We start from the raw sequence: 15,159 nt of genomic DNA on the forward strand, positions 1-15,159 counted from the left end.
TCAGCGCTCGTTATTGAAAAGCCTTCCGAACGGAAGGCTTTTTGCATTCCGCATCGAAAAAGAACACCACGAATTAAACACTTCTGAATAATGCCCCTGTCAGTTTTTCTGGAAGTGGGGTAGCCGTGAATGAATATTAAAAAGAGCATCGCAGCGGCAGGGCTGTCTCGACTGTTTATTTAAGTGTATTGGCGCTGACAGTCACGGCGACTTATAAATGTCCTTTCCCACGGGCTAGAATGAAACAGTAACTGGATCGATGCCCCAAGGGCATCGGTAAAGCCTGAACAGCCTGCCTGAAGGGTTTGCAGGCTATGGCTTTCAAGCGTTTCGCGTGTCTCATGAGTTCGATAGTACAATTAAACGATTTGTTTAAGTTGTTGAGGATGTTCTGCTGACTGCACTGTTTTTTAAAGCAAACTGTCTATTGTAATTGTTTTAAAGATACTGATAATGCGTCGGTAATTACCACTCAGGGAATGAGTCATGCTCGACTATAAATTGAGTTGTCAGCTTGATGTTCAATATTCTGTCTGCACCGTGTCATGCCTTGAGCGACAGGCAGGTGACGCACGATGAGTTCTATTCACGAACAGGCAATGAATTATGTCTACCAGCAAGTGCTGCAACGCTTGTTGGGGTACTTCTCGCGCGCAGAGCGCACCGCGCTGCAGCTGTTGATCCAGCGCCTGATTGTTGCGGCTGGCGGCATCGAGCAGATTGCCGGCTTCAAGGTGCTGGTGGCTTTCGGTGGTGGCAAGGACAGTGCCTACACGCTGGCCTTTCTGCGCGCTGCGCAGTTGAGTATTGCCTGCCGTTCGCCCGGCACATTCAACCTGCGGGTTGCCAATCGGCGTCACGCGGGCATGACCCCTGCGGTGATGGATAACATCAACCGCACCTATTCAGCGTTGTTTCTGTACGACGACCCGCGTGTCGAGATGCTGATGATCGACAGTCAGTACACACAGGCCTTCGAGCCGGATCTGCCTTTTTCCAGCGCGGGGCGTGAGCAGAATCGTCTGGACATGCTGCTGGGTGGGCACCTGTCCGCTGGCGACGCCCGCACCACGTTTTGCAATACCTGTTACCTCGGGCTTGCGGAGTTTCTAGGACGCGCCCTGAGCTGGGGCAATGGCGTCGATGCGGTCGTCAGCGGCGACTCGCGCAGAGAGCAGCGTCAGTATGCGACCTGGATCATGCGACTGGCCCAGCGTACCGGGCAGTATTCGGGCAGTTGGGGCAAGCAGACGCTGGCCAGCGTGCTCAAGGTCATCGATACGATTGGCGAGGCTTACTATCACGAGCTGTACGGGGAGGGCGATGACAGCCCGCCGGCAAGTCGAGCCATGACGCTGCCTGAAAAAAGCAGCTCGCCGGCGTTCATTACCATTGCCGATCTGGTCAGTTGCAAGGCGGACGAACACTGGAACCTGCTGACCGAGTTTCTCGATTTCCGCTTCGATGATCTGTCGTTCAGCTTCAGTGAGTCCGATTGCGCCAACCCTTTGTTGATGGCCCACATGCGTGGCCTGACCGCGCAATACCTGCAAGCGCGTACTTATGCCGACGGGATCGCCGAATACCTTGAACTGGCGACGTCACTGATGCGCAGAAAGCAGATGCCGCCACGATTGATCGACCAGACGCTCAGCGCTTATGCCGGTCGGGCGCGCATCGAGGCGCGCCGCGAGCTGGCATCGGGCTTCGCTCAGGAGGGCTTCGGCCTGAACGAGACTCAACTGGTGTGCATGCTGTTTTCGCCGTTCGTCGATCATGGCCATGGCCTGGAGTCCTTTCTGCGCAGTTGCCACCCAGGGATGCTGGTAGCGCTGCCGGATCTGCACAAGGCGCTGTCGGGTTCGACAGCGCCGGATCAGGTCATGCAGTGGCTGGTGGATATCAGCGGTCTGAGCCTCAAGTCATTGCACAACCTTTACGGCAAGCAGCGGGTGAACTTCGACGACCCGCAGTCAATCATCGCCAGAATCCGTGCAGCCGATCCTGACAAGCGCCGGATCATGACCGTCGACCCGGCGACGGGGCAGGCAGTGGCCGAGATGCTCTCGGGACGCTGATCCGGTTGCCAGGCATGGCTGCTACCGGCAAACGGCGGCGGTCATATAGCAATGTTCTGAAGCCTGTTCTGGTTGAACGGTGGATACCTGCATGAAAAACAACACGGATTTCGCCTATCAGGCGGTCTACCGCTACCTGGTGCGTCTGGTTGACCAGCAGCAGGGCGAGCTGGCACTGAAAATGCCGTCATTGCGACAGCTGGCCCAGCGACTGAACGTATCAATATCGACGGTGCAAAGCGCCTACTCGCTGCTGGAAAAGGAAGGGCGCGTTTATTCGCTGCCAAAATCAGGCTATTACTCGGTACCGCGCAGCTTGAGTGCGCAGGGCCTGGTGATACCGGACGCAGACGGCGATCTTTTGCAGGCCTTGTATGACAACGCCCGTCGCCCCGGCATGGCGTTGCTGGGCTGCGATGAACCGGCGCTTTTGCACGCTCAGGACAATCCGCTGCCGGCAATGGAGCGCGAGCTGGGCAGGCATTACCCGCGTCAGCGGGACCCGGTTTTTCAGCCATGCGGTGAGCCAGAACTTCGCACGGCAATTGCCGCCCGTTATACCTACGATGCAGTGCATTGCTGGCACGCTGAGAATGTCTATATCGCTGCTGACTTTCATGGCGTATTCAAGGCGGTGCTCGGCACGCTGGGCCTGCGCGGCGGCACGGTACTGGTGGAATCGCCCTGTGCCTGGGCGTTGTTGCGCTTGCTGCAATCCTTCGACATCCGGGTAATCGAACTGCCGCTGGACGAGACCGGCTGCCTTGATGCTGTCCGGCTCGACGGCCTGTTGCGCGGCCATGACATCGGGCTTGCCGTGTTGCCCTCGTTGCTGAACCCGGTGCGAGGCAGCATGCGTGCGCAGAACAACAGCCAGACTGTCGCCGAAGTGCTCAACCGTCATCAAGTCTGGGTGCTGGAAAACGACAGTCACGCCGGGTTGCAATTTGCCGCCGGGCAGTCTCCGCTGCGGCACTGGATCGACCCTCAGCGGTTGGTGGTCATGGGCGGATTCGAGAAAAGTCTCGGGCCTGAGGCGCCCTATGCTTACTTGCTGTGCAAGAGCCTGGATGCGCGTTGGCAGCAGTATTTCTGCCTGCGAGCATTCGAGCTGCCGCCGCTTCGGCAAAGGGCCATCGCCAGGTTATGCAGCAGCGGACGTCTGGACAGGCAACTGATGGCGTTGCGCGAGACGCTGACCGAACGCATGCAGTCGATGACCCAGCAACTGGATGAACGGACTGGCGGGATGCTGCGTTATCAGTTGCCCGAGGGCGGCTGCGGCATATGGGCCGAGAGTGCATACCCCGTGGACCTGCGCCAGGTCTTCGTTGCGCTGCTGGCCCGGTCGATTGTCGTCAGCCCCGGTGAACTGTTCACTTTGCAGAACCGCTACTCGCAACATCTGTGGATCAGTTATGCCACTGACTGGACTCGTGAACCTGCCAAGCTGCTGGGCGCATTGGCAGAGGCATTGACTCACGCTCGTCTGCCATAGACCTCGACATGGCAGGCCGTCGATCCATTTGTGTTTGCCAGACGTGGTTCAAGGTTGTTAACTGGACGCCTGTCCAGTATTCACAACCAACGGCTCCCCAGCGCAGTGACCCCGAACGCCCCCGTAAACCCTGATCCCGAGCCTGTTCTCGCCAGCGACCTGCCTGCGCGTTATGTCGTGGCCGTGCGCGCGTTGTGTGAGTTCACCGCCAAGGTGGGCGACCTCGACCTGCGCTTCACGCCGTCACCCACGGCGCAGGAAGGCATTGCCGGGCATCGCACGGTTGCCACGCGGCGCGGCGCCGATTACCAGGCCGAGTTGTCGTTGAGTGGCGATTATCGCGAGCTGACGGTAAGGGGCAGGGCGGACGGCTATGACGTCAGTCGCAATCAGCTGGAAGAAGTGAAGACCTATCGCGGTGAACTCGACGCGATGCCGGCCAACCACCGTCAGTTGCACTGGGCGCAGGTGAAGGTCTACGGCTGGCTGCTTTGCCAGCGCCTGCAGCTTGAAAACGTGACGCTGGCCCTGGTGTATTTCAACATTGTCAGCGAGCAGGAAACCCTGATTCGCGAGCCGTTCAGCGCGGCTACGCTGCAAGCGTTTTTCGAACGACAGTGCTCGATTTTCCTCGGCTGGGCGCAGCAGGAGCTGGCGCATACGCAGGCGCTGCACACGACACTGGGCAGCCTGAAATTCCCCCACGCGTCTTTCCGCACCGGGCAGCGGGTGCTGGCCGAGTCGGTGTACAAGGCCGTCAGTACTGGTTGTTGCCTGATGGCTCAGGCGCCGACCGGTATTGGCAAGACGGTGGGCACGCTGTTCCCGTTGCTTAAGGCCGCGCCCGGCCAGAAGCTCGACAAGATTTTCTTTCTCACCGCCAAGACGCCAGGGCGTCGACTGGCGCTGGATGCGCTGGAAGTCATTAATCACAGCGCGCCGGAGCTGAAGCTGCGGGTCCTTGAACTGGTGGCGCGCGACAAGGCCTGTGAGCATCCGGACAAAGCCTGCAACGGTGATTCCTGTCCGCTGGCCAGCGGCTTTTATGATCGTCTGCCAGCCGCTCGCTCGGCGGCGCTGACCTCGCCGTGGTTGAATCAGGCGGGCGTACGCGATGTCGCCTTGCAGCATCAGGTCTGCCCGTATTATCTGAGCCAGGAACTGGCGCGTTGGGCTGACGTGGTCATCGCAGACTACAACTATTACTTTGACCTGAGCGCGTTGCTGTTCGGCCTCGGTCAGCTCAATCAGTGGCGCGTCGCAGTGCTGGTCGATGAGGCCCACAACATGGTCGAACGGGCACGCCAGATGTACAGCGCCAGTCTTGACCAGAGCCAGCTGAAAGCCTTGATTCAGACAGCGCCGGAACCGGTGAAAAAAGCCTTGCAGCGTCTGGATCGACAATGGAATGCGCTGCACAAGGCACAGCCCGGCGCCTATCAGGCTTATTCGGCAGCACCGGAAAAATTCATCGGCAGCCTGAACCAGTGCATCTCGACCATCGGTGATCATTTCAACGAGCACCCGCAGGCAGTGGATGTCACGTTGCAGGGGTTCTACCTGGAAGCCATCGGCTTTGCGCGCATCGCCGAGCTGTTCGATGAGCATTTCATTTTCGACATCACCCGGCGCGAGGCGGGCGGCAAGCGCATTCTGTCGCGCCTCAGCCTGCGCAACGTCGTCCCCGCGCGTTTCATCCGCCCGCGCCTGACCGCTGCGCGCAGCACCGTACTGTTTTCCGCAACGCTCAACCCGCGCCACTATTACGCGGATCTGCTGGGTTTACCGGGCAACACGGCATGGATCGACGTGGAGTCGCCGTTTCATCACGATCAGCTCGACGTGCGCATCGTCAGTCGCATTTCCACCCGTTTCACCCATCGTCAGGCTTCGCTGGCGCCGATTGTCGAACTGATGGCCGAGCAGTTCGACGCGCGGCCGGGCAATTACCTGGCGTTCTTCAGCAGTTTCGATTACCTGCAACAGGTCGCCGAGCTGATGGCGCGCACTCACCCGCACATCAGCCTTTGGCAGCAGGCACGGGGGATGGGCGAGAGTGAGCGCCACGCATTTCTCGACCGGTTCACCCTGAGCAGTCAGGGCATCGGTTTTGCCGTGCTGGGCGGCGCGTTCGGTGAAGGCATCGACTTGCCGGGCGCACGCCTGATCGGCGCGTTCATCGCCACCTTGGGCCTGCCTCAGCTCAATCCGGTCAACGAACAGTTCAAGCAGCGCATGGCGGCGCTGTTCGGCGCCGGTTACGACTACACCTACCTTTATCCCGGCGTGCAGAAGGTGGTGCAGGCTGCGGGGCGGGTTATCCGCAGCCAGAGTGACAGCGGTGTGGTCATGCTCATCGATGACCGTTTTGCCGAGCACAAGGTGAAGCAGTTGTTTCCAGCGTGGTGGCGGCCCGAAACGTCAATGGCTTGAGGTCGGTTGCCGTTTTGGCGATTGAGCTGAAACAGAAGCAGATACCGGGGATCGATACTCAAGCAGCGCTGTCGAACTGCCAGTAAACTGCGGCATTGATCACCTTGGCAGCCGCAGCAAGTCTTTATTTTTTCTCCGTATTTCATTTCTTCGTGGAGGTTGTATGAGTCTCAGTCCTTTCGCCGGCAAGCTGGCACCTGCGCAGTTACTGGTCGATATTCCGAGACTGGTCACGGCTTACTACACCGGCCAGCCCGATGCATCGGTGCCCACTCAACGTGTTGCGTTCGGCACTTCCGGGCACCGTGGCACATCGTTTGACCTGGGTTTCAACGAATGGCACGTGCTGGCTATCAGTCAGGCGATCTGTCTGTACCGCAAGGCCAACGGCATCGACGGCCCGTTGTTTCTGGGTGCCGATACCCACGCGCTGTCGACCCCGGCCGCGGCCACCGCGCTTGAAGTGCTGGCCGCCAATGGCGTGCAGGTGATGATTTCGCAAGGTGACGAATACACCCCGACGCCTGCGGTGTCCCACGCGATCATCTGCTACAACCGCGGCCGTACTTCAGGGCTGGCGGACGGCATTGTCATTACGCCTTCGCACAACCCGCCGCAAAGCGGTGGCTTCAAGTACAACCCGCCCAATGGCGGCCCGGCCGACAGTGATGTCACCAAGTGGATCGAGAACAAGGCCAACGAACTGCTGGCCGAGAAAGTCACTGGCGTTTCACGCATCAGCCATGAAAAAGCGCTGCGTGCCGATACCACGCACCGCCATGATTACGTCAACACCTACGTGGCCGACCTTAAGAACGTGATCGACATGGACGCCATCCGCAATTCGGGTCTGCGTCTTGGTGTCGACCCGCTGGGCGGGGCCGGGGTGAGCTACTGGTCGGCGATTGGCGAGCATTACGGCCTGAATCTGGATGTGGTCAATAAATTTGTCGACCCTACGTTCCGCTTCATGACCGTCGACTGGGATGGCCAGATTCGCATGGACCCGTCCTCCAGCCACGCCATGCAAAGCCTGATCGGTCTCAAGGACCGCTATCAGGTTGCATTTGCCTGCGATCCGGATCACGACCGTCATGGCATCGTGACCCCGTCTGGCGGACTGATGACGCCCAACAGTTACCTCGCCGTGTCCATCGACTACCTGTTTCAGAACCGTCCTGAGTGGCGTGCCGATGCAGCGGTCGGCAAGACCGTGGTCAGCAGCGGCATGATCGATCGTGTGGCCAAACGCCTGGGCCGTCGCCTGTATGAAGTGCCGGTCGGCTTCAAGTATTTCGCACAAGGCCTGTTTGAAGGCTCGTTAGGCTTTGGCGGCGAAGAAAGCGCTGGTGCCTCGTTCCTGCGTCGCGACGGTACGGTCTGGACCACCGACAAGGACGGTCTGATTCCGGCCTTGCTGGCTGCGGAAATGACCGCGCGTACCGGTCGCGATCCAAGCCAGATCTACAAGACCATGACCGAAGAGCTGGGCGAGCCGTTTTCGACCCGCGTCGATGCCAAGGCCAACCCGCAACAGAAGGCACTGCTGAGCAAACTGTCGCCGGAGCAAGTGACTTCCACTGAACTGGCGGGCGAGCCTATTCAGCAGGTGCTCAGCAACGCGCCGGGCAACGATCAGGCGTTCGGTGGTGTGAAGGTCATGACCGAAAATGGCTGGTTTGCCGCGCGCCCTTCAGGGACTGAGGACATCTACAAGATCTATGCCGAGAGTTTTGTCAGCGAAGATCACCTCAAGCGTCTGGTGGCAGAAGCTCAAGTGCTGGTAGATGGCGCCATTTCGCCGAACTGATTGCCACACTGGTCAATGCCTGAAAAACCTCGAACCTCACTCGGTTCGGGGTTTTTCAGCTTTTGGCGTGTGCTTCAGTCGCGATAGAACACCTGCACCAGGTGATAGCCGAATTTGCTCTTGATCGGCCCATGCACGACGCGTAGCGGCTTTTTGAAGATCACCTGATCGATCGCACCGACCATTTGCCCAGGCCTGACTTCACCCAGATCGCCGCCACGTTTGCCGGACGGGCAGCTAGAATGCTTTTTAGCCAGCACGTCAAACGCCTCACCCTTGGCAATGCGCAGCTTGAGCTGTTCGGCCTCTTCGGCGGTCTTCACCAGAATATGGCGGGCTTGGGCTTTCATGTCGCAATATCACCTGCTGCAAAAGGCTGCCATTATGCCTGCTCTTGCTGAGCGACGCCCGCGCGTCACGCGTGCCGTCCTGACGGCCGTGGTCTTTTTACTTCATTTTGTACGGTATTGATTATGGATTTCCCGGCGCTGTTGAAGATTCTGGCCAGTCAGGACGGATCGGACCTTTACCTTTCCACCGGAGCGCCACCGTGCGCCAAGTTCAATGGTGTGCTCAAGCCACTGGGCAGCGAAACCTTCAAGCCGGGAGAGGTGGCGGTGATTGCCCAGGGGCTGATGGACGAGGAGCAGAAGCTCGAGTTTCAGCGCGAACTGGAGATGAACCTCGCCGTTTCGATGGCCGGCATCGGCCGGTTCCGGATCAATATCTTCATGCAGCGTAACGAAGTGTCCATCGTCGCGCGGAATATCAAGCTGGACATCCCGCGTTTCGAAGACCTGTTTCTGCCGCCCGTACTGCTTGACGTGATTATGGAAAAGCGCGGTCTGGTGCTGTTTGTCGGGGCCACCGGTTCGGGCAAGTCGACCTCGTTGGCGGCGCTGATCGACTACCGCAACCGCAACGCCAGCGGCCATATCATCACCATCGAAGACCCGGTCGAGTTTATCCATCGCCACAAGAAGTCGATCGTTAACCAGCGCGAAGTCGGGGTCGATACCCGCAGCTTCCATGCGGCACTGAAGAACACCCTGCGCCAGGCGCCGGATGTGATTCTGATCGGCGAGATTCGCGATCGCGAGACCATGGAGCACGCGCTGGCGTTTGCCGACACCGGCCACCTGGCAATCTCGACACTGCACGCCAACAACGCCAATCAGGCGCTGGACCGGATCATCAATTTCTTCCCGGAAGAGCGTCGCGCGCAGTTGCTGCATGACCTGGGCAACAACCTCAAGGCGTTCGTCTCGCAGCGACTGGTCAGAACCCCGGATGGCAAGCGTCGTGCGGCGGTGGAAGTGATGATGGGCACGCCGACCATTCGCGACCTGATCCAGCGCAATGAACTGACCGAGCTCAAGGGCATCATGGAGAAGTCCGGCAGCCTCGGTATGCAGACGTTCGACTCGGCGCTATTCAATCTGGCCGTCGAAGGTGCGATCAGTGAAGAAGAGGCCCTCAAGAACGCCGACTCACAAAACAACGTGCGCCTGCGCCTCAAGCTGCACAGTGAAGGCGGCGTCGGAACACTGACCACAGCGCCGCCGGCTCCGACCGGCAGCAGCACGGCAAGCACCGCCGAGTGGGGGTTGGTCGATGATGACGAGCCGGGTCCGCAAGCGTAAATCGGAGACGCTCCTAAACCTTCCGGGCAGAAGCTTCGTTGTGGGTCAGATCATTCAGGATGCGCGGCCGCCAGCAATTCTTGTGTGTACGGGTGCTGCGGCGCATCGAAAACGTCATGGCTGGCGCCGCGCTCGACGACTTTTCCATCCTTGACCACGATCACGTCGTGGGCAAGGGCTTTGACTACCGCCAGGTCATGGCTGATGAACAGGTACGTCAGGCCGTGCTTTTCCTGAAGTTCGCGCAACAGCGCAACGACCTGTTTCTGCACGGTCCGGTCCAGCGCCGAGGTCGGCTCATCGAGCAGAATCAATGCGGGTTTCAGCACCAGCGCTCGGGCAATGGCGATACGCTGACGCTGGCCACCGGAAAACTCATGGGGGTAGCGATGCCGGCTCTGCGGGTCGATGCCGACTTCTTCCAGTGCCCGAATGACCTCGGCATCGCATTTCGCCGGGTCGTACTGGCTGTGTACCTCCAGTCCTTCACTGATGATCTGCGCCACTGACATGCGTGGGCTGAGGCTGCCGTAAGGGTCCTGAAAGACCACTTGCATCTCTTTACGCCACGGTCGCATCTGTTTCTGACTCAGGCCGTCCAGCGCCTGCCCGCGAAAGCGGATACTGCCGCGCGACTCCAGCAGACGCAGGATCGCCTGACCAAGAGTCGACTTGCCGGAGCCTGACTCACCAACGATACCGAGGGTTTTGCCGCGCTCAATGCTCAGGCTGATGTCATCCACCGCCTTGAGGTATTCCTTGTGCCGCCGCAGGATGCCGCCGGTCAGGGAAAACCAGACCTTCAGGTTGTCGACTTGCAGCACCGTTTCCCGGGTGTCGCGTCGCAGCGGCTCGCCGGCAGGTTCGGCGTCCAGCAGCAGGCGGCTGTAAGGGTGCTGAGGTGATTTGAACAGCGACTTGCAATCGGACTGCTCGACGATTTCACCGGCGCGCATCACGCAGACGCGCTGCGCGACGCTGTGCACCAGGTTCAAGTCATGGCTGATCAACAACAGCGACATGTTCAGGCGCTGTTGCAGCTCCTTGAGCAGCACGAGGATCTTGCGTTGCACCGTGACGTCCAGCGCAGTGGTCGGTTCGTCGGCAATCAGCAGCTCCGGCTCGCAGGCCAGCGCCATGGCTATCATCACCCGCTGGCGCTGGCCTCCAGAGAGTTCGTGCGGGTAGGCTTTCAGGCGTTTTTCCGGCTGTTGAATGCCTACCAGCTCCAGCAGCTCGACAATGCGTTTCTGCGCTTCACGACCGCTGATGCCGCGATGCAGCAGTAACGTTTCGCCGATCTGTCGGGCCACGCTGTGCAGCGGATTCAGCGAGGTCATCGGTTCCTGGAAAATCATCGCAATCCGGTTGCCGCGCAGCTCGCGCAGGGTGCGGTCGTCGGCCCCCACCAGTTGTTGACCCCGGTAGGTGATGCTGCCCGTGGTCAGGGTGCCGCTGCGGGGCAGTAATTGCAGGATCGAGTGAGCGGTGACGGACTTGCCGGAGCCGGACTCTCCCACCAGTGCCAGACACTCGCCGCGGCGCACATCCAGGCTCAGGTTACTGACCACTTTCTGCCCGTTGAAGGCGACGCTCAGGTCGCGGATTTCGATCAGGTTTTCCGACATGTCAGGACCTCGGGTCGAAGGCATCACGCAGCGCCTCGCCTATGAATACCAGCAGCGTCAGGATCAACGCGAGGGAGAAGAACGCTGTCAGCCCCAGCCAGGGCGCTTGCAGGTTCTGCTTGCCCTGGGCGATCAGTTCACCCAGCGACGCGCTGCCGGCAGGCATGCCGAAGCCCAGAAAATCCAGCGCAGTGAGGGTCGAGATGGCACCGGTAAGAATGAACGGCAGGTAGCTCAACGTCGCATTCATGGCGTTAGGCAGGATGTGGCGCATGATCACTTTTCGATCCCCCAGACCGAGCGCCCGAGCGGCCTTGACGTACTCGAGGTTGCGCCCGCGCAGAAACTCGGCGCGCACCACATCGACCAGGGTCAGCCAGGAAAACAGCGCCATGATGCCCAGCAGCCACCAGAAATCGGGCTCGACGAAGCCTGACAGGATGATCAGCAGGTACAGCACCGGCAGGCCTGACCAGACCTCCAGCAGACGCTGGCCGAACAAGTCGACCCAGCCGCCGTAGTAGCCCTGCAACGCCCCGGCGCTGATCCCGATCAGCGCGCTGATGAAGGTCAGCACTAGCGCAAACAGGATCGACACCCGGGCGCCGAAAATCACCCGCGCCATGACGTCGCGCGCCTGGTCATCGGTGCCGAGCCAGTTTTCTGCAGACGGCGGGCTGGGTGCCGGGGTTTTCAGGTCATAGTTGGGCGTGTCGTCACTGAACGGGATGGGCGGGAACAGCATCCAGCCGTCCCCTTTGCTGATCAGTGTGCGTACGTAGTCGCTGCGGTAATCGGGCTGGAAGGGCAGCTCACCGCCGAATTGCTGCTCGGTATAACGCTTGAACACCGGGAAATAGAGCGAGTGCTGATAGCTGACCAGCAGCGGCTTGTCATTGGCGATCAGTTCGCCACCCAGTGTCAGGGCAAACAGCCCGCAGAACAGCCACAGCGACCACCAGCCGCGGCGATTGCTGCGAAAACGTTCCAGGCGACGACGGGCCAGCGGCGAAAGGCTGCGCATCATGCATTCCTCGCGCTGAAGTCGATTCTGGGGTCGACCAGCGTGTAGCAGATATCGCCGATCAGCTTTATCAGCAGGCCGAACACGGTGAAGATGAACAGCGAACCGAACACCACCGGGTAGTCCCGCGACACAGCGGCTTCATAGCTCATGCGGCCCAGGCCATCCAGCGAGAAGATCACCTCGATCAGCAGCGAACCGGCAAAGAACACGCTGATGAACGCCTGCGGAATGCCCGACACCACCAGCAACATGGCATTGCGAAACACATGACCATACAGCACCCGTCGCTCGCTCATGCCCTTGGCGCGGGCCGTGGTCACGTACTGACGGGTGATTTCGTTGAGAAAGGAATGCTTGGTCAGCAGGGTCAGCGTGGCAAAGCCGCCAATGACCAGCGCCGAGACCGGCAGCGCCAGGTGCCAGAAATAGTCAGCGATCTTGCCGATCGTGGTCAGTTGCTCGAAGTTGTCCGAAACCAGTCCGCGCACCGGAAACCAGTTCAGCGACGTGCCGCCACAGAACACCACCACCAGCAGCATGGCGAACAGGAAGGCTGGCATGGCGTAACCGATGATGATGGCGGTGCTGCTCCAGATATCGAACTGGCTGCCGTGTTTCACCGCTTTGCGAATCCCCAGCGGGATTGATACCAGGTACGTCAGCAATGTCGCCCAGAGCCCCAGTGATATCGACACCGGCATTTTCTGCAGAATGAGGTCGGTCACCGTTGCGCCGCGAAAGAAGCTGCTGCCGAAATCCAGTCGTGCATAGTTCTTCAGCATCAGCCAGAGACGTTCGTGCAGCGGTTTGTCGAAACCGTATTGACGTTCGATCTGCTTGATCAGCGCCGGGTCCAGCCCGCGGGACGCTTTGGAATGACCCGCCCCGGCAGACTCGCTGGCACCCGCGCCCACGGTTGCACCGCCGATCCCTTGCAGGCGAGCAATGGCTTGCTCCACAGGCCCGCCCGGTGCGGCCTGCACGATAAAAAAGTTGACCAGCAAAATGCACAGCAGGGTAGGGATGATCAGCAGCAGGCGCCGCAGGATATAACCGAGCATTCACTGCATCTCCGAAACGATGGCCGAGGCGCCGCGTTTTTCAGCGAATTGCTCATTGGTCAGCGGTGTCGGGCTGATTTCCCACCATGTTTCGATGGCCTCATTGTTGCTGGCCTGAATTTTGGGGATGCCGAAACGGTTCCACCAGACGGTTGAAGAGCCGGGCGGATAGTAGTTGGGAATCCAGTAGTAGTTCCACTGCAGTACGCGGTCCAGGCAATGGGCGTAGTCGGTCATGGTCTGCTTGTTGTCGGCCTTGAGCAGGCCGGCAATCAGCGTGTCGACAGCAGGGTCTTGCAGCACCATGTAATTGCTCGAACCCGGGTCCATCGCCACCTTGGAGCCAAAACTGCTGTACAGCTCGGCACCGGGCGATGTCGAGACCGGGTAGCCGGTGACAATCATGTCGTAATCGCGGGCCATGACGCGGTTGAGGTATTGCGCGGCATCGATGCGGCGAATGTCGAAGTGGATACCGATCTGCGCCAGGGTGCGTTTGTAGGGCAGCAGCATTCGCTCGAAACCTGTTTGTGCATTGAGAAAGGTAAAGCTGAACGGTTCGCCCCGGGCATTCACCAGCTCATCGCCCTTGGGCGTCCAGCCAGCTTCTTTCATGAGGGCCAGCGCTTGCAGTTGCTTGTCGCGAATGAAGCCTGTGCCATCGGTTTTGGGCGTCTCGAACACGCTGTCGAACACCTGCTTGGGGACTTCGCCGCGCAGTGGCTCGAGGATTTTCAGTTCGGCAGGCGTGGGCAGTTCGCTGGCGGCCAGCTCCGAGTTGGAGAAGAAGCTGTTCTGGCGAATGTACATGTTGCGCATCATCTGCCGGTTGGTCCATTCGAAGTCCCAGAGCAGCGACAGCGCTTGGCGCACGCGACGGTCCTGGAACATGGGGCGGCTCAGGTTGAAGACGAAACCCTGCGAGCTTTGCACCGCGCCCCTGGCCAGTTGGGCTTTCTGCAGGCGCCCGTCGCTGAGGGCGGGGCCGTCATAGCGAATTGAATAGCCAGTCGCCGAAAACTCGCGGTTGTAATCATAGGCGCCGCCTTTGAGTACCGTACGTGCAACATCAATGTCGCCGAAGTACTCGATGCTGAACCTGTCGAAGTTATACAGGCCTTTGCTGACCGGCAGGTCCTTGCCCCACCAGTCCGGATCGCGCTCGAAGGTGACAGTGCGGCCCGGGTCCACATGGCTGATCCGATAGGGCCCGCTGCCAGGCGGAATTTCAAAGCCGGCACCGCTGGCGAAGTCACGGGATTTCCACCAGTGCTCGGGGAATACCGGCAGCGAAGCCAGATCAAGGGGCAGGGTGCGGTTATCGCTGTTTTTGAAGTCGAAGCGGATTTGCGAAGGCGATTCGACCTCCAGGCCCTGGACCGCTTCAAACTGGGTCCGGTATTGCAGGTTACCCTGCGTCATCAGCAACTCGTAGGTGTACTTCACGTCACTGGCGGTAATCGGCGTGCCGTCCGCGAAACGTGCCTTCGGGTTCAGGTAAAAGCGCAGGAAGAGGCCATCCGCGCCACGCTCCATTTTCTCGGCGACAAGCCCGTAAACGGTGTAGGGCTCGTCCATCGAGCGCGTAGCCAGTGGGGAGTAAAGCATGCCATTGATCTGCGAAACGCCCATCCCCTTGTCGGTGAAGGGCATCAGGTGGTCGAACTGGCCGATTTCGATGGCCGAGCGTCGCATGCTGCCGCCTTTGGGCGCGTCCGGGTTCACGTAATCGAAGTGCTTGAAGTCGGCTGGATAGCGTGGCGCTTCGCCGTAAACGGTCAGGGCGTGTTGCGGGGCTGCGGACAGCGATTGGGTTGCGCCAACGAAGGTCAGCGTCAAGGCGAGCAACGATGAAAAAACAAAACGCATGACTCGAATCCTGACTGACGTTCGCAAGCGAATGTCAGGGTTAAAGGCGACTGGCTGTACAGCGGTGACAACAATCATGACAGAGCTCATGGCCCTGCATCGCGCTATCTTC

Annotated in this window: 10 protein-coding genes; 5 read left to right on the top strand and 5 right to left on the bottom strand. The window is 59.7% G+C overall.

Annotated elements, in window-relative coordinates:
- The first annotated feature begins 575 nt into the window (after window positions 1-575).
- The 4 genes from AO388_RS25065 (at window position 576) to pgm (ending at window position 7,819) form a co-directional block, all read left to right on the top strand.
- On the top strand, window positions 576-2,078 hold the full coding sequence (locus tag AO388_RS25065) for a hypothetical protein (RefSeq protein ID WP_003435527.1): 1,503 nt from the start codon (window positions 576-578) through the stop codon (window positions 2,076-2,078).
- A 91-nt stretch (window positions 2,079-2,169) separates the two neighbouring features.
- Window positions 2,170-3,576, top strand: a complete 1,407-nt coding sequence (locus AO388_RS25070; RefSeq protein ID WP_003364356.1) for an aminotransferase-like domain-containing protein — start codon at window positions 2,170-2,172, stop codon at window positions 3,574-3,576.
- A gap of 105 nt (window positions 3,577-3,681) precedes the next feature.
- Window positions 3,682-6,009, top strand: a complete 2,328-nt coding sequence (locus AO388_RS25075; protein WP_058417370.1) for an ATP-dependent DNA helicase — start codon at window positions 3,682-3,684, stop codon at window positions 6,007-6,009.
- A 163-nt stretch (window positions 6,010-6,172) separates the two neighbouring features.
- Window positions 6,173-7,819: a phosphoglucomutase (alpha-D-glucose-1,6-bisphosphate-dependent) gene (gene pgm, locus AO388_RS25080; protein ID WP_003435518.1), complete on the top strand. Its 1,647-nt coding sequence runs from the start codon at window positions 6,173-6,175 to the stop codon at window positions 7,817-7,819.
- 74 nt (window positions 7,820-7,893) lie between these two features.
- Here pgm and AO388_RS25085 read toward each other — a convergent pair whose 3' ends face one another.
- Entirely contained in the window at window positions 7,894-8,169 is a 276-nt protein-coding gene (locus AO388_RS25085; RefSeq protein ID WP_002553334.1) for a peptidylprolyl isomerase, read from the bottom strand.
- A 123-nt stretch (window positions 8,170-8,292) separates the two neighbouring features.
- On the opposite strand from AO388_RS25085, the gene AO388_RS25090 reads away from it, so the two are divergent.
- Window positions 8,293-9,462, top strand: coding sequence for a PilT/PilU family type 4a pilus ATPase (locus tag AO388_RS25090; protein ID WP_044307970.1), 1,170 nt, complete (start codon window positions 8,293-8,295; stop codon window positions 9,460-9,462).
- Between the two features lie 50 nt (window positions 9,463-9,512).
- Here the strand turns inward: AO388_RS25090 and AO388_RS25095 are convergent, their stop codons facing one another.
- Genes AO388_RS25095 through AO388_RS25110 form a run of 4 tightly spaced genes read right to left on the bottom strand, consistent with a single transcriptional unit; the run spans window position 9,513 to window position 15,047 of the window.
- Entirely contained in the window at window positions 9,513-11,090 is a 1,578-nt protein-coding gene (locus AO388_RS25095; protein ID WP_003435513.1) for an ABC transporter ATP-binding protein, read from the bottom strand.
- A 1-nt stretch (window position 11,091) separates the two neighbouring features.
- Window positions 11,092-12,114, bottom strand: coding sequence for an ABC transporter permease (locus tag AO388_RS25100; protein ID WP_003435512.1), 1,023 nt, complete (start codon window positions 12,112-12,114; stop codon window positions 11,092-11,094).
- Window positions 12,114-13,178: a microcin C ABC transporter permease YejB gene (locus AO388_RS25105; protein WP_003364338.1), complete on the bottom strand. Its 1,065-nt coding sequence runs from the start codon at window positions 13,176-13,178 to the stop codon at window positions 12,114-12,116. The genes AO388_RS25100 and AO388_RS25105 overlap by 1 nt, the downstream gene beginning before the upstream one ends.
- Entirely contained in the window at window positions 13,179-15,047 is a 1,869-nt protein-coding gene (locus AO388_RS25110; RefSeq protein ID WP_058417371.1) for an extracellular solute-binding protein, read from the bottom strand.
- Window positions 15,048-15,159 lie beyond the last annotated feature (112 nt).

The sequence above is a fragment of the Pseudomonas sp. ICMP 10191 genome, from assembly GCF_001467335.1.
Taxonomy (GTDB): Bacteria; Pseudomonadota; Gammaproteobacteria; order Pseudomonadales; family Pseudomonadaceae; genus Aquipseudomonas; species Aquipseudomonas cerasi.

Excerpts from the sequence above, each read along its gene's own strand:
- AO388_RS25065 (WP_003435527.1), top strand. The coding sequence starts at position 576 with ATGAGTTCTATTCACGAACAGGCAATGAATTATGTCTACCAGCAAGTG.
- AO388_RS25100 (WP_003435512.1), bottom strand. The coding sequence starts at position 12,114 with ATGCGCAGCCTTTCGCCGCTGGCCCGTCGTCGCCTGGAACGTTTTCGC.
- AO388_RS25105 (WP_003364338.1), bottom strand. The coding sequence starts at position 13,178 with ATGCTCGGTTATATCCTGCGGCGCCTGCTGCTGATCATCCCTACCCTG.
- AO388_RS25070 (WP_003364356.1), top strand. The coding sequence starts at position 2,170 with ATGAAAAACAACACGGATTTCGCCTATCAGGCGGTCTACCGCTACCTG.
- AO388_RS25085 (WP_002553334.1), bottom strand. The coding sequence starts at position 8,169 with ATGAAAGCCCAAGCCCGCCATATTCTGGTGAAGACCGCCGAAGAGGCC.
- AO388_RS25095 (WP_003435513.1), bottom strand. The coding sequence starts at position 11,090 with ATGTCGGAAAACCTGATCGAAATCCGCGACCTGAGCGTCGCCTTCAAC.
- AO388_RS25090 (WP_044307970.1), top strand. The coding sequence starts at position 8,293 with ATGGATTTCCCGGCGCTGTTGAAGATTCTGGCCAGTCAGGACGGATCG.
- AO388_RS25110 (WP_058417371.1), bottom strand. The coding sequence starts at position 15,047 with ATGCGTTTTGTTTTTTCATCGTTGCTCGCCTTGACGCTGACCTTCGTT.
- pgm (WP_003435518.1), top strand. The coding sequence starts at position 6,173 with ATGAGTCTCAGTCCTTTCGCCGGCAAGCTGGCACCTGCGCAGTTACTG.